The following is a 17910-nucleotide window of genomic DNA, read 5'->3' as shown; positions in this document are numbered from 1 at the left end:
CCTCTCAAAGGAAGCAAGGAATGCATCCACGCCCCAATTCACATCGCTTACGTCGAGGACGTTACTCCGAGCAAGGGCGCGCCTATCTGGTGACCGCCGTTACTCATCAGCGACGTCCTGTTTTTGCCAACTGGAAGGTTGGACGATTGTTGGTTACAGAATTCAAGTGCGCCCATGATTCGGGCCTGGTGAACTCTTTAGCCTGGGTGGTGATGCCAGATCATTTTCACTGGTTGCTGCAAATCCAAGACGGTCATCTGAGCCGTGTCATCGGAGCCACCAAAGCTCGATGCACCCATTGCGTCAACAACATGATTGGAACCTCTGGCCCGCTTTGGCAAAGCGGCTTTCATGATCGCACGATTCGTGACAATGAAGAGCTGCGACCCTCCGCCGACTACATCATTGACAATCCGCTTCGGGCTGGGCTGGTGGAATGTATTGGCCATTACCCTCTTTGGGATACTGCTTGGCACTGAAGCACCTCATGCTCCCTGTTTGGGCCGGGAACATGGTTTCCCTGTGGCAAAAGAATTAGCTGTAGCAAGGGATTTACCTGTGGTAAAGCCCTTGCAACAGATGTACTTCTTGCCACAGCTAAATCCTCATCACAAAGGGCCGTCGATGTCTGAAAGCCTTGTGCTAGAGCTGTCGACGTGTGACCTGGCACCCTCCCTGTGCAATACTCGGCGGCGCTTTCGGAAAGGTCTGTCATCCAGATAATGCATCTCCGAAAACACGGTTTCTACTGAGCTTTCTCCCTGAATTTTCCTGGTTTTACAGTGAATCTCTCTATCCCTGGCTTTTTATACTGCACGGCCCGCTGATCCTGAGGGCGCTGTTCTACAGGACGGTCTGTCCACGAAACAGACCGGTTTCGGCAAGGTGGCAGGCTTATCGACCTGCGGCTTTGGAGACTCGGTGGTTAATCCAATAACAAGACGAGGTTGTATCCCTATGGCTGTCGGCAATCATCTGCCCCATGGCGAGACCGCTCAGGGTGGTCCGCTCAAACGTGAGCTCGGTGAGCGGCACATCCGCCTGATGGCGCTTGGCGCCTGCATCGGTGTCGGGCTGTTCCTCGGCTCGGCCAAGGCCATTGAAATGGCCGGCCCGGCGATCATGCTGTCCTACATCATCGGCGGCCTGGCGATCCTGGTGATCATGCGCGCCCTCGGCGAGATGGCCGTGCACAACCCGGTGGCCGGCTCGTTCAGCCGTTATGCCCAGGACTACCTCGGCCCGCTGGCCGGCTTCCTGACCGGTTGGAACTACTGGTTCCTGTGGCTGGTGACCTGCGTGGCGGAGATCACCGCGGTGGCGGTGTACATGGGCATCTGGTTCCCCGACGTACCCCGCTGGATCTGGGCCCTGGCCGCCTTGGTCAGCATGGGCTCGATCAACCTGATCGCGGTCAAGGCCTTCGGTGAGTTCGAATTCTGGTTCGCCCTGATCAAGATCGTCACCATCATCGCCATGGTCATCGGCGGCGTCGGCATCATCGCCTTCGGGTTCGGCAACGACGGTGTGGCCCTGGGTATTTCCAACCTCTGGGCCCACGGCGGCTTCATGCCCAACGGTGTGTCCGGCGTGTTGATGTCCCTGCAAATGGTGATGTTCGCCTACCTGGGCGTGGAGATGATCGGCCTGACCGCCGGTGAGGCGAAGAATCCACAGAAAACCATCCCCAACGCCATCGGCTCGGTGTTCTGGCGGATCCTGCTGTTCTACGTCGGCGCGCTGTTCGTGATCCTGTCGATCTACCCGTGGAACGAGATCGGCACCCAGGGCAGTCCGTTCGTGATGACCTTCGAGCGCCTGGGCATCAAGACCGCCGCCGGCATCATCAACTTCGTGGTGATCACCGCCGCACTGTCGTCCTGCAACGGCGGCATCTTCAGCACCGGGCGGATGCTCTACAGCCTGGCGCAGAACGGCCAGGCCCCGGCCGGTTTTGCCACCACTTCGGCCAACGGCGTGCCGCGCCGTGCGCTGCTGCTGTCCATCGCCGCGCTGCTGCTGGGCGTGCTGCTCAACTATCTGGTGCCAGAGAAAGTCTTCGTCTGGGTGACTTCCATCGCCACCTTTGGCGCGATCTGGACCTGGGTGATGATCCTGCTGGCCCAGCTCAGATTCCGCCGAGGCCTGAGCGCTTCCGAGCGAGCGGCATTGAAATATCGCATGTGGCTCTACCCAGTCAGCTCGTACCTGGCCCTGGCGTTCCTGGTGTTGGTGGTGGGGCTGATGGCGTACTTCCCGGACACTCGCGTGGCGCTTTATGTAGGCCCGGCGTTCCTGGTACTGCTGACGGTGTTGTTCTACACCTTCAAGTTGCAACCGACGGGGGAGGCGCAGGGCTCGGTGGGTTCGGTTTCATAGCTCCGGTCCGTCAGGCCCTGTAGCGGCAACGCTACTGTCAGGTTTGACAGTAGCGTCGTTCAAATCATGCGGGTTATGGTCGGGGGATACTTCCGAAATCACGGTAACTCCCGATGTATTTCTCATTAGGCCAGCCGTTTTGCGCTTTAACCCGTGTACCGGAAAAGCCCCTGAAGCGGATAGCATGGGGGATTGTCTTCGCTGCGCTGTTGATCGGATGTGCGACGATACGCAGCGGCGATGATTGGGTAACAGTCATCAACGCTACGTATCCGACGGGTTGTGCCGAGGAGGACAACGTTTATGTGAAACTGGTCGGAAACGCCATCCAGACATTCCGAATCGAAGCGTTGCATCCGGCCTACATCGACTCGCTGGGATCAGATCGGTCGGCTCCGGATTTTTCCGGTTGCTCTTTCGATGGAAGCGCCAATGCACAGGACCCGGTATTTACTTTCACCCCCTGGCGCAGGGTGCTTTGGGAATCGGATGAGCTCCTGGTCAACGGGATTACGCTGGAGCGTTTCTGGCGTGCTCAATCCGTCGATGTCAATGTCCTGGGCGAGCAACAAGGCACCGTGCATCTGGTTCAGGTGTTCCTTAAAGACAAGCACCGGCCGAAACAAGCTCCCGAGGAATTCCTGGTGTTTTACCCCACGGATGGGTATTGGCGTCTCAAGCCGCTTGCTGCACCTCATCTCAAAACGGGCGCATATGGCACGTCTTTTCTCGTTGGCCCGATCGAAGAGGCTCTTCGACCTGTAGTCGATTTGGCAAAGGTTGAGTTCATACCGGCAACCCGGACGTTTGAACTCGACTATCGAGACGGCTCCCACGGCAGCATGAAAATAGTCGAGATCAATCAAAAACATGCCGTGCTGAATTATTCCCACAACCGGCCATCGACTCTGGACGGGCCTTTCGCCGCTGTCCGTTCCATGTACGTTGCCGCCGATAATGCCGATGTCTCGCAAGTAACTTTTCGTCGTCCAGGTGCGAGGGATGAAATCAATGAACCCCTGGCTGAATTCAGGCGTGCGGATGTGCAGACTGTCCGGTTGGGGCGCACGACGCTCTCAAGGCACAACGCTTCGGCACCTGATATGTGGTTTGGTCGTTTCGAGCGGCAGTGAAGTCTCAACGCATGGGCGTGTCGTCGCGTAACCACCGCGGAATGGCCGAGCCGCGCCCCATCAGTTGGGCGCCTTTGGTCACCTCGAAACTGGCCTGATTGTCCGTGGTGGAGCTACCCCCGACGAAAACAGTGAATGTCCCGGATTCGACAAGTCGCAGATAATCGGTGCCCAGCAACGCGAAGTCGTCCTGATCGAGTAAAAACTCGACGGTCTTCGATTCGCCGGGCGCCAGTCGAACCTTGGAAAAACCACGCAATGTCCGCACCGGGCGCGTCACGCTTGCGGTGTTCTGGCGCAAATACAACTGAACTGTTTCGTCACCTGCTCGTTGACCGCTGTTGCGGACCGTCACCTGTACCGTCAGCGTTTCGTCGAAGGCCAGGCGCTGCCTACTGAGGGTTGGCGTTCCATAGGTGAAGGTGGTGTAGCTCAAGCCATGACCAAACGGGTAGAGCGGCGTCCAGGGTTCGTCCATGTACTTGGAAGAAAAGACACTGGTTTTGCTCGGTGGTCGACCGGTGTTCTTGTGACCCTGGTAAAGAGGGATCTGTCCGACCGAGCGTGGAAAGGTGATGGGAAGTTTGCCGCTGGGATTGAAATCGCCAAATAGCACATCGGCTACCGCATGGCCCATTTCTGAACCCAGAAACCAGGTTTCGAGGATTGCCGGTACCTGTTCGTCGAGGGAGGGTATGGCCAGTGGACGGCCATTCATCAGAATGACCACCAACGGTTTGCCGGTTTCGAGCAGCTGCGCGAGCAGTGCGTTCTGCGCACCAGGCAAGCCAAGGGAGGCGCGGCTGCGGGCTTCGCCACTCATCTGAGCTGTTTCGCCGAGTACGGCAACTACCGCATCGGTATCGCTGGCGGCGCGTTGGATCTGGTCGATATGCGCGAGGTTGGTATCGTCGGGCGAGGCTCCAGGTAGATAGACGATCTCCGTTCCGGGCGATACGGCGCGTTTTATGCCTTGCAGCACGGTGATCGACTCTTCGGCCCGCCCCACGCCTGACCAGGGGCCCAATGTGGATGGCGCATCGTTCGCCAAGGCTCCGACTACGACAAGCTTGCGCAGTTGCTTGGACAGCGGCAGCAGCGAGTGGTCGTTTTTCAATAGAACGATGGATTTTTGCGCGGCTTCCCGGGCCAGCGCACGGGTGGGGAGGGTCAGCAGCAACGCCCGTTCACGCGCCTGATCGCTGTAGCGATAGGGATCCTCGAACAACCCCAGCCGCTGCTTGACCAGGAGGATTCGTCGTACTGCATCGTTCAGTTGGCGTTCTGAAAGTTGACCGTTGCGCACCAATGTCGGTAGCTCGCTAGCGTAGTCGCCGCCCACCATATCGATATCGACCGTCGCGTCGAATGCCTGCAACGTGGCGGTTCGGGACGTCGATGCGATCCCGTGCAGAATCAGTTCGTGAATGCCGCTGAAATCACTGACGATAACTCCCTGAAACCCCCAGTCGTTGCGTAACTTGTCTTTAAGCAACGATTGATTAGCATGCATCGGTACACCATTTACTTCGTTGAATCCGGGCATGATCGCATCGACGCCGGCCTGCACGGCTGCACGAAATGGCGTGAGATAAACTTCCTCCAGCGTGCGTTCGGACATATCAGAGGTGTTGTAGTCGCGCCCCCCTTCGGCCGCACCGTAACCGACGAAATGTTTCGCGGTAGAGAGCATCTTCGAGGTGTCGGGAGCTCCGTCGCCGCGAAAACCGCGGACGCGCGAAGTGGCCAGCGCCGCACCCAGAAACGGGTCTTCCCCGGCGCCTTCTACCACCCGGCCCCAGCGGGGGTCTCGCGCAATGTCCACCATAGGCGCGTAGGTCCAGTGTACGCCTGCTGCCGTTGCTTCGGCGGCGGCGGCCCTTGCGGTGCGTCGTGATAAGTCAGGGTCCCAGGCCGATGCCTCGGCCAGCGGCACGGGGAAAAGGGTTCGGAAGCCGTGGATCACATCGAAGGAGAACAGCAGTGGGATATGCAAGCGCGAGCCTTCGACGGCTTCGCGTTGCAGTTTTCGGGTGTCCTCGGCGCCATACACGCCCAGCACAGAACCGACATCAGTGAGGGCAAGGGGTCGCGAACTTTTGTTATCCACCACCGGGCCGGTGGGGGTGGGTTGCATACCCATTTGAGTCAGCTGACCGGCTTTCTCTTCGAGGGTCATCCGCCCGATCAACTGTTCTATAAAGGCGTTTTTATGCCTGACCAAGCCGCCATCGGTGTCGGTCGTAGACTCGAGCCAGAGCAACGCAGCCAGCGTACCGAGCAGGACGGCTGTGGCAAGGCGCGTAAGATTCATGGTGTCAGACCCTTCGTATGCACGTCAGGTTGAGCACTGGCTGCGTCAGCGCAGCTTACGACGGCTCGAATGGGTGATATTGGTAAAGCCAAGTCTCTGAGAGCGTTCCTCCCTGCAGACCCAAATACAGCCGCATCTCCACAGGGTCGCCACCTTCGACATTCAGATCGAACTGAGCACGCCAATGGCCCGCCTCATCATCCGGCACGGGTTCGGTGAATACGTTTGAAAACGTTCCCCTGGAAGTCCAGAGCACGGCATCGGGTTTCACGCCGAAGGGCAGCTTTTTCAGCGGGGCGCCGGCGAACTCCACGACAAATTTACGCACACCCTTGGGACGTGGCAGGCCAGGTTGGCCTCCGTTCCCTAGCCGTGTCGCAACACAGCGTGCCAGATCGGAGGGATAGGGTTCGTCGGCCAGCCAGTGCAGGCGATATTTCAACCGGTATTGATGACCTGCCTCGGCGGGTTCCTTGGGTACCCACATCGCGACGATGTTGTCGTGGATTTCATCGTCAGTGGGAATTTCCACCAGTTGGACGCTGCCTTCCCCCCAGTCTCCGAGCGGCTCGACCCACAAACTGGGGCGACGCTGATAATTCACGCCGTCCAGGTAGTGATCGAAATTGCGGTCGCGCTGCAGGAGCCCGAAACCTCGCGGTTGCTTGTCCGAAAACGCCGACGCCATGGTGCGCGGAGGATTGTTGAGCGGGCGCCAGATATGCTCACCCGTCCCGGTCCATAACGCCAGGCCATCGGAGTCGTGGATTTCTGGGCGCCAGTCGACCGCGGTACGCTTGGCCGCTTCGCTAAACCAGTACATGGAGGTCAGCGGGGCGATGCCAAAGCGATCGACGTTCTGACGCAGGAACAGGGCCGTTTCGATGTCCATGATCACCCCTTTGGTGCGGTTGATCACGAAGCGATAGGCACCACACAGGCTGGGACCGTCGAGCAGTGCGTACAGGGTCATGCTCGGCTGGCGATTGTCGGCGGGTGTCTCGATCCAGAAATCGGTGAAGGCGGGAAACTCTTCGGGCATGCCCGCTTGTGCGACGTTCAATGCGATCCCGCGCGCAGAAAGGCCGTATTGGTACTGTTCTCCTATGGCTCGAAAATAAGAGGCGCCGAGAAATGCCACCCAATCGTTCTGCTTCCAGTCGAGATCCTTCTGCTTGCCCAGCCGGCTTTCCTGGAGACGCAAACCGGCAAAGCCGCTATTGGGCGCGAGCGCCTGGGCCGGGCTGTCGGCGGGCATATCGAAGAGCGTTTTGTCATAAGGGATGTCATGGGCGACGCCGTCGGTGACGACATGCATTTTGACCGGGGTGCGAAAGAATTTTCCCAGATGGAAGAAGGTGACGGGGTACTGGCCGGGCCCGTTGGCAAAAAGTGCGCGTGCGCTGTCGAATCGAACCTTGCCCAGCGCCTCGTAATCGATGTTCGCCAGCAGGTGCTCAGGGACGGCGGTCGACTTGACGTAGGGCTTGAGCGCCGTTGCGTCGGCGAGCTGGATCAATGTGTCAAAGCTGAAGGGGAGCGGGGTGTCGGGCTTCACGTCGCTGGCCAATACAGGAATAGGCAGGGGCAACGAGGCCAATGCTGCACAGAGTGATGTGAAACTCACCAGATCGCGGCGCGTCAACATAGTATCGTCCCTGTCATTGAACTCTGGGGGGATGTTCAATCGAAGGGACATAGCCGTCTACTGTCAGAGTTGACAGGTGGGGAGCGTCGACATTTCGGTCATTCGAGGCTTTCGGGCCCTCCGCTCACGGTTACGCAGCCCCCACTTCCAAAGGCTCAAAACTGTCCGCCCGCGCCATCTGCCACATCCGCGAATAAAACGCCCCATTCACCTCACCCGTGAGCAATTCCCCCGGTTTTAAAAACACATGCAACTGAGAAAACAACTTGACCTCGGTAGCCGACATCCGCCGAACCAAATGCTTGGGCTGCAATTGCGAAGGATGTTCAAGCCCGGCGGCGGCGAGCATTTCGGCCAGGGCCTTGAGGGTGTTGCGGTGGAAGTTGTAGACCCGCTGGGCCTTGTCCGGGACGACCAGGGCGCGCTGGCGCAAGGTGTCCTGGGTGGCGACGCCGGTGGGGCATTTGTTGGTGTGGCAGCTTTGGGACTGGATGCAGCCGATGGCGAACATGAAGCCACGGGCGGCGTTGGCCCAGTCGGCGCCGATGGCCAGGACGCTGGCGATGTCGAAGGCGCTGACGATTTTGCCGCTGGCGCCGAGTTTGATTTTTTCCCGCAGGTTCAGGCCCACCAGGGTGTTGTGCACAAACAGCAGGCCTTCGCGCAGCGGCACGCCGATGTGGTCGGTGAACTCCACGGGGGCGGCGCCCGTGCCGCCTTCCTTGCCGTCCACCACGATGAAGTCGGGCAGGATTCCGGTTTCCAGCATGGCCTTGGCGATGCCCATGAATTCCCAGGGATGGCCCAGGCAGAATTTGAAGCCCACCGGTTTGCCTCCGGACAGCTCACGCAGTTGCTGGACGAACTGCATCAGTTCGATCGGTGTGGAAAACGCGCTGTGGCATGACGGTGAAACACAGTCCTCGCCCATGAGAATGCCGCGGGTCTCGGCGATTTCCCGGGTGACCTTGTGCTTGGGCAGGATCCCGCCGTGGCCGGGTTTGGCGCCCTGGCTCATCTTGATTTCAATCATCCGCACTTGCGGGTTCTGCGCCTGGGCGGCGAAGCGTTCCGGGTCGAAGCGCCCGTCGCTGGTGCGACAGCCGAAATAGCCGCTGCCCAGCTCCCAGGTCAGGTCGCCGCCGTGTTCGCGGTGGTAGGGGCTGATGCTGCCTTCACCGGTGTCGTGGGCGAAATTGCCCAGCTTCGCGCCTTGGTTCAACGCGCGGATGGCGTTGGCGCTCAGGGAGCCGAAGCTCATGGCCGAGATGTTGAACACCGAGGCTGAGTACGGCTGGGTGCACTGCGGGCCGCCCACCGTCACGCGAAAACCGCTGGGGTCGCTCAACGGGGCTGGGCGCATGGAGTGGCCGATGAATTCGAAGCCAGTCTGGTAGACATCGATCAAGGTGCCGAACGGTTTGTCGGCGCTTTCGTTCTTGGCCCGGGAATACACCAACGAACGTTGGGCCCGGGAAAAGGGCAGGGCGTCGCTGTCGGATTCGAGCAGGTACTGGCGGATCTCCGGGCGGATGCCTTCGACCAGGTAGCGGATATTGCCCAGGATCGGATAGTTGCGGCGCACCGCATGGCGGCTTTGCAGCAGGTCGAACAGCCCCAGCAGGCTTAACAGCCCTGTCACCAGTGCCATCGGCCAGAGCCAGTCGTGTTGCAGGAACGGCAGGCTGGCAAGGGTAAAGATCACGCAGCCAGCAAAGAAGGCGTAGCGGCTCAGCAGCGACAGGCTCATGCGGTTTCCTTGGGGTTGAGCGTTTGATGGGGGGATATGGTACTCAGGAATACGAGTCCTGTGGGGAGGGCACTTATCTGTGGCGAGGGGATTTATCCCCGCTGGGCTGCGAAGCAGCCCTAAAGCAGCGAGCTCAATCTACAGACGCACCGAGTTGCCTGGTTTGGGGGCTGCTTCGCAGCCCAGCGGGGATAAATCCCCTCGCCACAGGAAACTCTCTGCCACAGGAAACTCTCTGCCACAGGAAAACTCCCCTCCCACTGATGAATCTCCTCCCACAGGAAGTTGTTGCACCGCGCCCGTCAGACCGCCTGTTTCAGCTGCCGCATCGGCAATTCAATGCGGAATGTGGTGCCAACGCCGACTTCGCTACTCACCGTGATCTCGCCGTGGTGTTTTTTCACGATGCCGTAGGACAGTGACAGCCCCAGCCCCGTGCCCTGGCCGACGGGTTTGGTGGTGAAGAAGGGATCGAAGATTTTTTGCAGTGTTTCGGGCGGCATGCCCGAACCGTTGTCGGCCACTTCGATCCACACGTTGTCACCTTCTACACCGTTGCGCAGGGTGATGGTGCCGCGTTCGGGGCCGATGGCCTGGGCGGCGTTGACGATCAGGTTCATGATCACCTGGTTGATCTGCGACGGCAGGCATTCCACTTCCGGCAACGGCGTGTACTGCTTGACCACGTCGGCCTTGTACTTGATTTCGTTGGCGACGATGTTCAGCGTCGAATCCATGCCTTGCTGCAAATTGGCCAACTGCCACTCCTGATTGGAGTCGACGCGAGAGAAATCCTTCAGGTCCTTGACGATCTGCCCGACCCGGGCGATGCCATCCTTGGATTCCTTGATCAGCATCGGGATGTCCTCGATGAGGAAGTCCAGCTCCACTTGGTCGCGCAGGCTCTTCAACTGCACCACCAGTTCCTGCGAGGCGATGGATTGCTCGGCGCCGCTATAGGCTTCGAGCATTTCCTGGAGTTTGCCAAAGTAGCCGTCCAGGGCGCCCAGGTTGGAGGAGATGAAGCCGATCGGGTTGTTGATTTCGTGGGCCACCCCGGCCGCCAACTGACCCAACGAGGCGAGTTTTTCCGACTGCACCAACTGGCTTTCGAGCAGCTTGCGTTCGTCGATTTCCATTTGCAGCAGCTCGCTGGCCTGTTTGAACGCCAAGGTGCGTTGTTCCACCAGGATTTCGAGCTTGTTCATTTTCAGCTGCGCGCGGGAGGTCATTTCCCATTTGGTGGTCAGGGTGTTAGCCATCTGCTGGACTTCGATATTGTCGAAGGGCTTTTTCAGGATCAGCAACCGGTCGTGGCCGTTCAGGCGGTCCAGCAGTTCATCCCAGGAATAATCCGAATACGCGGTGCAGACCACCACCTGTAGCTGCGGGTCGCGCTTCCAGAGTTCTTCGATGGTCTTGGCGCCATCCCAACCCTCGGGCATGCGCATGTCGACAAAGGCCAGGGCATACGGCCGCCCCTTGGCAGCGGCCTCCAGCAATTTGTTCAGGCCTTCCTGACCGCCATAGGCCGAGTCGAGCTCGAATACGGTGGCGACAGGTTTCGGCGCGTCGCCGAATAGCGCGCTTTCCATGTCCTGCAAATCGGCGCTGCTCTCATCCTGCGGGGTGAGGATCTTGCGAAAATCGTCATGAATGGCGGGTGTATCGTCGATCAGCAGGATGCGGCGGTTACTCAAGCTGTTCATGGCTCTCCTTCGGCGAGTTTGAGGGGGACTTGCAATCGGAATGTCGCCCCTGTGCCAGGCCCCTCGCTGTGGGCGGTGAGTTGGCCGTTCATTTCAATGGCCGCCAGTGCGCAGCTGTGCAGGCCAAAGCCGTGGCCTTCCTTACGGGTGGTAAAACCGTGGGCGAAGATGCGCGTCATGTTTTCCTCCGGGATGCCTTCGCCTTCGTCCTTGACGCTGATTTGCAGGGTCTCGCCGTCTACGACCGCGGCCTTGAGGGTCATGTTCCGCGCATGGTTGGAAACCCCCGCCATGGCGTATTTGGCATTGCTGATCAGGTTGATCAGAATCAGCAGCAAGCGGTGCTTGTCGCCCATGATGCGTGGCACGTCGCCGTATTCCTTGATGACCGTTACGTGGTGGCGGGTGAGGGCGCCGGAGTTCATGCGCAGGGCATCCTCGAGCAATTCGCTGACGATCAGCGGCTCCAGCAGGCTGCTGGCGCCGGCATAGGATTGCTGGGTGGAGACGATGTCCTTGATGTGGTCCACGCTCTTGCTCAACTGGGCCAATTCGTCGGTCAGGCTTTGCTGCTCGAGCGCGATGGCGTCCACCAGTTGGTTGAGGTAGCCGGGCAGGAGCTTGCCTTTTTCGTCCTCGGAGAGGAAGTGCCCCAGGTCGTGGGAATGCTCGTTGATCAGTTGCATCGCCTTGCCCAGCCCCAGGGCCTTGCTGCTGCGCAGTTTGCGTGTGACCAGGTCGGCGGAGATGTTCACGCTGTTGAGCACGTTCCCCACGTTATGCAGCACGTTGGTGGCGATTTCCGCCATGCCGGCCTGGCGGGCGGTGTCCATCAATTCGCTTTGTGTGTCCTTGAGCTGGCGGGTGCGCTCTTCGACCCGTTGTTCCAGGACGTCGTTGGCGGTTTGCAGGGCGTTGTTGACCCGCTTGATCTCGGCGAAGCTGCGTATCAGCCGGATCGCCAGCCAGATCAGAATCAGCACCAGCAGCGTGGCGAACACCAGCAGGTAAATGTGGTTGCGCTGATACTTGGCAGCGGCCTTCTCCTGATCTTTCTCCAGCAGGTTGGTGATGGTGTCAAGGCGAGTCGCCACGGGTACTTCTTCGATCCCCTGCAACAACGCATTGACCCGCGGTTGTTCCCGCAGGATCAACGCGATGTGCCTGCTCAGGATGTCGACGGGGTTCTGGAGTCCCTCCGGCATACGTTCTTTGTTGATGTCCAGCCGGTTCAGGCCCAGCAACACTTCGGCAGCGATCTCCTGGGTACTGACCTGGGCGAATTCCATGGCGCTGAGCAACAGGTCATAGGTGTCGATGGCCACGTTTTGCAATTGCAACCGGTCGGCGTCCGGTAGCCGGGCAAATTGCGCCTGGATATCGTCCTCGGCGGCGGGCAGGAAGGCCATGGAGTTGCGCAGCACCGCGTTGTGGGATTTGAACTGCTCCACCAGCCGGGTTTTTTCTTTGATCGCCTTGAGGTATTCGTCCCGCTGGTTTTCCCAGAGGGATGGCCCGTGGCGACCCGGTTCCGATTCGATCGCGTCGAGGCGCTGCCAGAGACGCGACATTTCGTGCAGGGGGGAAACCAGGGGATCGTAGTTGTGGGTCAGGGCGACCCTGGACTTGAGCACTTCGTTGTCCCAGATGGCATCCTGCTGCTTGAGCAGGCGAACCAGGTCCCGGGATTCAATGTAGGAGGCGGCCTGTTGAGCGCCCGACTGGATGTACATGAACAGCAGGACGGAAGCCAACAACAGGCCGAGAAATGCCAGGCCAAGGCGCCGGAGAATCGTCATAGTGGCTTGCCCTCCCATTCACCGGTGAGGGTCTTGAGGAATTCGACGATCAGTGCCGTATCGTTCTTGAGCGGCTCACGCCCCAACTGGTACTTGAACATGACCTCCACCGCACGCTCCAGGGTCGGCGCGGACGCATCATGGAAATACGGCGCGGTGACGGCCACGTTGCGTAGGCTGGGCACCTTGAACACTTGATGGTCCGCTTCATCGCCGGTGATGTTGAAGCGACCTTCATCGGCGCGGGTAAGGTTGCCCCGGTCCTGGAAATAGTCGCCCATGACGCCAAACTTCTGGAACATATTGCCGCCGATGTTCACACCCTGATGGCAAGCGATGCAGCCGTATTCCTTGAAGCGCTGGTAACCGAATTTTTCCCGGGGTGTCAGGATGTCGGTATTGCCCAGCAGGTATTGGTCGAAGCGCGAGTTGGGGGTCAGCAAGGTGCGTTCGTAATCGGCCAGGGCCCCTTGGACATTGGGCTTGGTCACGCCGTCGGGGTAGGCGTCCTTGAAATCCTTGGCATAGCCGGGGTCGTCGGCGATGCGCTTGACCACGGCTTCCCAGGTGCTACCCATTTCCGCGGGGCTGGTCACGACGGCGTGCACCTGTTCTTCCAGGGTGTCGACGCGACCGTCCCAGAACTGATGGAAGTTCAGGCTGGCGTTGAGCACGGTCGGTGTATTGACCTCCACCGGTTTGCCATCAAAGCCCAGGGAAAACGGCTTGTCGTCGGCACCGCCCTTGTCCAGGCGGTGACAACTGGCGCAGGACAGGGTGTTGTTGACCGACAGGCGTGGGTCATTGAATAACCGCAGGCCCAGTTGGACACGCTTGGGGTCCAGTGCTGGAACCGAAGGCAGCGGTTTGAGAGGTTCGTCCAATGGCTCAGCATGAGCGGCCGTGCTTAATCCCACGAACAGGCCGAAAGCCAGAATCAGTCCATGTGATGCCATGGGGTGGTTTCCTTGAAACGCTTGGTTTATGGGCTCTGATTCACGAAAACGGGTTCTGGCGGGTTTCCCATTCAGTCATCCATTCAACGAAGGCCTGTGGTTCCACTGCCTTGCTGAAGTAATACCCTTGGGCCTCCTCGCATTGGTGACGCTTGAGAAATTCCAGTTGTTCACGGGTTTCCACGCCTTCGGCAATGATGTGCAGGTTCAGGCTCTTGCCCAGGCTGATGATGGTGCTCACCAGTTTGGCGTCGTTACTGTCAATGCTCAGGTCGCCAACGAACGAACGGTCGATCTTCAACACGTCCACTGGAAATTTCTGCAGGTAGCTCAGGCTCGAGTAACCGGTGCCGAAATCGTCGATGGCCAGTCGTATCCCCAGTTGCTTGATAGCCTTGAGGGTGGCGACGGTGGTGTCGATGTTCTGCATCAGCACGCTTTCGGTGATCTCCAGTTCTAACTGTGTCGGGGAGAATCCGGTTTCCTTGAGCGTGCGGGCGATGCCTTCGACGAAGCCGCGCTGACGAAAATCGATGGCCGAGATGTTGACCGACAGAATCAGCGGACGCATGCCCTGCGCCTGCCAGCGGCAGGCCTGCTGGCAAGCCTCCTGGAGCACCCATTGGCTCAGCGGTACGATCAGCCCGCTGTCCTCGGCCACGGGGATGAAGTCCGACGGGAAGACCATGCCTTGATCCGGCCGGTTCCAGCGCACCAGCGCTTCGACGCCGACCACCTTGCCGTTGGTCAGGTCGAGCTTGGGTTGGTAGTGCAGCACGAACTCCTTGCGTTGCAGTGCCAGGCGCAGGCCGGATTCGATGGTCTGCTGCTGCCGCGCCCGACGGTTCATGTCTTCGGTGAAAAAGCGATAATCGTTGGGGCCGGTTTCCTTGACGTTGCGCATCGCCGTCTCGGCTTTCTTGATCAGCGCCACCGCATCGAAACCGTCGGCCGGGTACAGGCTGATGCCCAGGCTCGCGGTGACGGTCAGGTCGTGGCCGTCGATGGGCTGCGGAGTGCTGATGGCGTTCAGCAGTTTTTCGGCCACGCCTTTGGTCTGCTGCGGGTCGCTGACGTCCCCCACCAGCACCACGAACTCATCGGAACCGTAGCGAAACACCGAATCGGATTCACGCACCACGGTGGCCAGCGCCCGGGCCACCCGCTTGAGCATTTCATCGCCCACCGGGTGCCCCAGCGCGTTATTGATGCGCTTGAAGCGGTCCAGGCCGATGAACATCACCGCCAGTTGCCGATCATGCCGACGGCATTGGGCCATGGCCTGGGTCAGGCGATCGCCCAGCAGCATGCTGTTGGGCAGTTCGGTGAGTACGTCGTATTGCAGCAGGTGGGAGACTTTGAGCAGCTCCTGGACCCGCTCTTCGATCGTGCGCTCCAGGCTGCGCATTTTCCGCGCGGCATCCTGGGCCAGTTGCCATTTCCAGGTCATGGCGCTGGCCATCTGGCGGATTTCCAGGGTGTCGAACGGTTTCTTGAGGATCAGCAACTGATCGTCGAACTCGATCCGTTCAGACATGGTTTCCCAGGAGTAATCCGAGAACGCCGTGCACAGGGCAATTTGCAGGCGCGGGTCGGCTTCCCACAACCGCTCGATGGTTTGCAGCCCGTCCCAGCCCGGTGGCATGCGCATGTCGGCGAACACCAGGGCATAGGGCTGGCCTTCGGCCTGGGCGCGCTTGACCAGTTCCAGGGCCTCTTCGCCCTGATAGGCCGAGTCGATCTGAAATTGCAGCTGGCTGACATGGGACGTGCCGAACAGCAGGCTCTCCGTGTCGTCCAGTGAATCATTACCATTGGTGCCGGGGCTGAGGATCTTGCGAAAGTCCTGGTGAATTGCCGGTGTATCGTCCACCACCAGAATCCGCCGATTGGCAGGTACTGACATGGGGTTCATGGGGTGCTCTCCGATAGCTCGCTCGGCGGCCGGGTCCAGTGGTCGGTGACGGGAACGATGGTTCCGACCTTGAGCAGTTCGGCGGCCTGGCCGCTGTCGACCACGGTACTGAAGTAATGCCCCTGGGCCTGCATCGCTCCGCCGCTGGACATCAGGGTCGAGCGTTGCTCCTGGGTCTCGACACCTTCGGCAATGATGCCGATGCCGACATCCCGGGCGAAGTTGATGATGGCCCGCAGGGTCGTGGCGTTCTCCGGGTCGTCGTTGGCGCTGTCGAGAAACCGCTGGGCGAGCTTGAGGTGATTGACCCGGTAGGTCTTGAGGTAATCGAACGAGGAGTACTCGGTGCCGAAATCATCGATTGCAATCTGCACACCCAATTCGCAGAGGCGCGGCAGCACATCGTTGTGGGTCCACTTGGTCTGGGCGAGGGTGGCTTCGGTGACGTCGAAACGCAGGTCCCAGGGTGCCAGTTCCCAGCGCGCGGTGGTGCGCAGCACGTCGTAGATCAGCTCCGGGCCGGTCTTGAGCTGGGTCAGGGACAGGTCGATGGCGATCACCGGGGGCGCCATGCCCTGGTCGCGCCATTGGCGCATCTGTTGGCAGGCCTGGTCCAGCACCCAATGGCCCAGGCTAATGATGATCCCGGTCTTCTCGGCCGCCGGCATGAAGGCCGCCGGCTCCAACCAGCCACGATGGGGGTGTTTCCAGCGCACCTGCACGCCCATGCCGAGGATTTTGCCGGTGCCGAGATCGACTTCCGGCAGGTAGTGCAGTTGCAGTTCGTTATGTTCGATGGCCAGGCGCAGGTCGTTGGCCAGGGCGACCCGATCCGTCACTTCCTGGTTAATTTCCTCGTTATGGAAATGGTACTGGTTGCGGCCCTTTTCCTTGGAGCGGTAGAGGGCCATGTCGGACTGCGCCATCAGGCTGTCGGCGCTGAGGCTTTGCGGGGTGTACAGGGCGATGCCGATACTCACGGAGATCCGCACGTCGTTGCCGTCCAGGGCGTAGGGCGCCACCAGCGCATCGCGGATCTTGCCCGCCAGGGCGGCGCAATGGGTCGCTTCGTGGACATCCAGCTGCAAGATGGCAAATTCATCGCCGCCCAGGCGCGCCACCACGTCGTTTTCCCGGGTGCAGGCCTTGATGCGTGCGGCGACTTCCTGCAACAACAGGTCGCCGATGGGGTGGCCCAGGGTGTCGTTGATCCGCTTGAAGTGGTCCAGGTCCAGGTAAAACATCGCAAACGGCGCTGCCCCCCGGCGAGCCGCGGCGAAGGCTTGGTGCAGGCGCTCGATCATCGTGGCGCGGTTGGCCAGCCCGGTCAGGCCGTCGGTGCGGGCCAGCAGGGCGATTTTCTCCTCGGCCAGTTTGCGTTCGGTGATGTCGAGGATGATGCCTTCGATTTCCAGCAGCAGGCCTTGCTCGTTGCGCACCGGAATGTAGCGGTTTTCCACCCAGCGGAATGTGTCGTCGCCGGTGCGCATGCGAAACTCGATCGAAGCGCCCGCCGTGTCGCGGTCAAGGACGCGCACCATGGCGGTGTCGACCTTGCTCCGGTCGTCGGGGTGGATCAGGACTTGCGCCCAGTCGGGCGAGTTGATCAGTTGTGCCGCCACATGGCCGAACTTGGTGATGTTGTGGGAGATGTACATCAATGGGAACGGCGGCTCGCCGCGCAGGCGATAGAGAATGGTCGGGCTGTTCTGCACGATGATGTTGGCGTCGGCCAGCTCCCGGGTGCGTTCTTCCACCGCCCGTTCGAGCATGTCCATTTTCAGCGCCGCGTCTTCGGTCATTTGCCATTTGACGGTCAAGGCGCTGGCCATCTGGCGGATCTCGATGGCGTCGAAGGGTTTTTTCAGGATGAGCAGCCGGTCGCCCAGGTCCAGGCGCTCGGAGATGTCTTCCCAGGAATAGTCCGAGTAAGCGGTGCACAGGGCCACTTGCAGCTTGGGATCGACCCGCCACAGCCGCTCGATGGTTTCCAGGCCGTCCCAGCCCGGGGGCATGCGCATGTCGATGAAGGCCATGGCAAAAGGCTGCCCCTCGGCCAGCGCCGATTCCACCTTGTTCAGGGCTTCCATGCCCTGGAAGGCCGAGTCGAGCTCGAAACGCTGCTGGGCGACCGCCACCGGCGCGCCGAACAGGGCTTCTTCGGCGCTGCTCAGACTGTCTTCGGGGGCCGTCTGGGGGCTGAGGATCTTGCGAAAATCCTCATGGATGGTCGGGGTGTCGTCGACGATCAGGATCCGCCGATTGCCTTTCTCCGTCGGCAGGCTCATGGCCGTGCACCGCGGCGAT

The 17910-nt window shown here is 60.1% G+C and carries 11 protein-coding genes; 3 read left to right on the top strand and 8 right to left on the bottom strand.

Features of this window, described 5'->3' with window-relative positions:
• The first annotated feature begins 20 nt into the window (after nt 1-20).
• From LOY70_RS23950 to LOY70_RS23940, 3 genes are all read left to right on the top strand, one after another.
• On the top strand, nt 21-479 hold the full coding sequence (locus LOY70_RS23950; RefSeq protein ID WP_265029545.1) for an REP-associated tyrosine transposase: 459 nt from the start codon (nt 21-23) through the stop codon (nt 477-479).
• A gap of 478 nt (nt 480-957) precedes the next feature.
• A complete protein-coding gene (locus LOY70_RS23945; protein ID WP_265029544.1) occupies nt 958-2379 on the top strand; it encodes an amino acid permease in 1422 nt (473 codons plus the stop codon).
• A gap of 113 nt (nt 2380-2492) precedes the next feature.
• Nucleotides 2493-3512 carry a hypothetical protein gene (locus LOY70_RS23940; protein ID WP_265029543.1) on the top strand — a complete coding sequence of 340 codons (1020 nt, stop codon included), beginning with the start codon at nt 2493-2495 and terminating at the stop codon, nt 3510-3512.
• Nucleotides 3513-3516: 4 nt separating this feature from the next.
• On the opposite strand, the gene LOY70_RS23935 is transcribed toward LOY70_RS23940, so the two are convergent.
• The 8 genes from LOY70_RS23935 to LOY70_RS23900 form a co-directional block, all read right to left on the bottom strand.
• The gene (locus LOY70_RS23935) at nt 3517-5826 is read right to left on the bottom strand and encodes a glycoside hydrolase family 3 N-terminal domain-containing protein (protein WP_265029542.1); all 2310 of its coding nucleotides are present in this window, start codon (nt 5824-5826) and stop codon (nt 3517-3519) included.
• Nucleotides 5827-5881: 55 nt separating this feature from the next.
• Nucleotides 5882-7474, bottom strand: coding sequence for a glucan biosynthesis protein (locus LOY70_RS23930; RefSeq protein ID WP_265029541.1), 1593 nt, complete (start codon nt 7472-7474; stop codon nt 5882-5884).
• A gap of 130 nt (nt 7475-7604) precedes the next feature.
• The gene (locus LOY70_RS23925; RefSeq protein WP_265029540.1) at nt 7605-9224 is read right to left on the bottom strand and encodes an FMN-binding glutamate synthase family protein; all 1620 of its coding nucleotides are present in this window, start codon (nt 9222-9224) and stop codon (nt 7605-7607) included.
• 302 nt (nt 9225-9526) lie between these two features.
• A complete protein-coding gene (locus tag LOY70_RS23920; RefSeq protein WP_265029539.1) occupies nt 9527-10933 on the bottom strand; it encodes an ATP-binding protein in 1407 nt (468 codons plus the stop codon).
• On the bottom strand, nt 10930-12732 hold the full coding sequence (locus tag LOY70_RS23915; RefSeq protein ID WP_265029538.1) for a DAHL domain-containing protein: 1803 nt from the start codon (nt 12730-12732) through the stop codon (nt 10930-10932). The genes LOY70_RS23920 and LOY70_RS23915 overlap by 4 nt, the downstream gene beginning before the upstream one ends.
• Nucleotides 12729-13688: a cytochrome-c peroxidase gene (locus LOY70_RS23910; protein ID WP_265029537.1), complete on the bottom strand. Its 960-nt coding sequence runs from the start codon at nt 13686-13688 to the stop codon at nt 12729-12731. The genes LOY70_RS23915 and LOY70_RS23910 overlap by 4 nt, the downstream gene beginning before the upstream one ends.
• Nucleotides 13689-13728: 40 nt before the next feature.
• Nucleotides 13729-15603, bottom strand: a complete 1875-nt coding sequence (locus tag LOY70_RS23905) for a putative bifunctional diguanylate cyclase/phosphodiesterase (protein ID WP_265029536.1) — start codon at nt 15601-15603, stop codon at nt 13729-13731.
• Nucleotides 15600-17891: an EAL domain-containing protein gene (locus LOY70_RS23900; RefSeq protein ID WP_265029535.1), complete on the bottom strand. Its 2292-nt coding sequence runs from the start codon at nt 17889-17891 to the stop codon at nt 15600-15602. Before LOY70_RS23900 ends, LOY70_RS23905 begins: the two co-directional genes overlap by 4 nt.
• Nucleotides 17892-17910: the final 19 nt, after the last annotated feature.

This window comes from Pseudomonas sp. B21-054 (assembly GCF_026016345.1).
In the GTDB taxonomy this organism is placed as follows: domain Bacteria; phylum Pseudomonadota; class Gammaproteobacteria; order Pseudomonadales; family Pseudomonadaceae; genus Aquipseudomonas.
Note: the sequence above shows the minus strand (reverse complement) of the source record. Positions and strands in the feature narration are given on the sequence as shown.

Excerpts from the sequence above, each read along its gene's own strand:
- LOY70_RS23950 (WP_265029545.1), top strand. The coding sequence starts at position 21 with ATGCATCCACGCCCCAATTCACATCGCTTACGTCGAGGACGTTACTCC.
- LOY70_RS23945 (WP_265029544.1), top strand. The coding sequence starts at position 958 with ATGGCTGTCGGCAATCATCTGCCCCATGGCGAGACCGCTCAGGGTGGT.
- LOY70_RS23940 (WP_265029543.1), top strand. The coding sequence starts at position 2,493 with ATGTATTTCTCATTAGGCCAGCCGTTTTGCGCTTTAACCCGTGTACCG.
- LOY70_RS23935 (WP_265029542.1), bottom strand. The coding sequence starts at position 5,826 with ATGAATCTTACGCGCCTTGCCACAGCCGTCCTGCTCGGTACGCTGGCT.
- LOY70_RS23930 (WP_265029541.1), bottom strand. The coding sequence starts at position 7,474 with ATGTTGACGCGCCGCGATCTGGTGAGTTTCACATCACTCTGTGCAGCA.
- LOY70_RS23925 (WP_265029540.1), bottom strand. The coding sequence starts at position 9,224 with ATGAGCCTGTCGCTGCTGAGCCGCTACGCCTTCTTTGCTGGCTGCGTG.
- LOY70_RS23920 (WP_265029539.1), bottom strand. The coding sequence starts at position 10,933 with ATGAACAGCTTGAGTAACCGCCGCATCCTGCTGATCGACGATACACCC.
- LOY70_RS23915 (WP_265029538.1), bottom strand. The coding sequence starts at position 12,732 with ATGACGATTCTCCGGCGCCTTGGCCTGGCATTTCTCGGCCTGTTGTTG.
- LOY70_RS23910 (WP_265029537.1), bottom strand. The coding sequence starts at position 13,688 with ATGGCATCACATGGACTGATTCTGGCTTTCGGCCTGTTCGTGGGATTA.
- LOY70_RS23905 (WP_265029536.1), bottom strand. The coding sequence starts at position 15,603 with ATGAACCCCATGTCAGTACCTGCCAATCGGCGGATTCTGGTGGTGGAC.
- LOY70_RS23900 (WP_265029535.1), bottom strand. The coding sequence starts at position 17,891 with ATGAGCCTGCCGACGGAGAAAGGCAATCGGCGGATCCTGATCGTCGAC.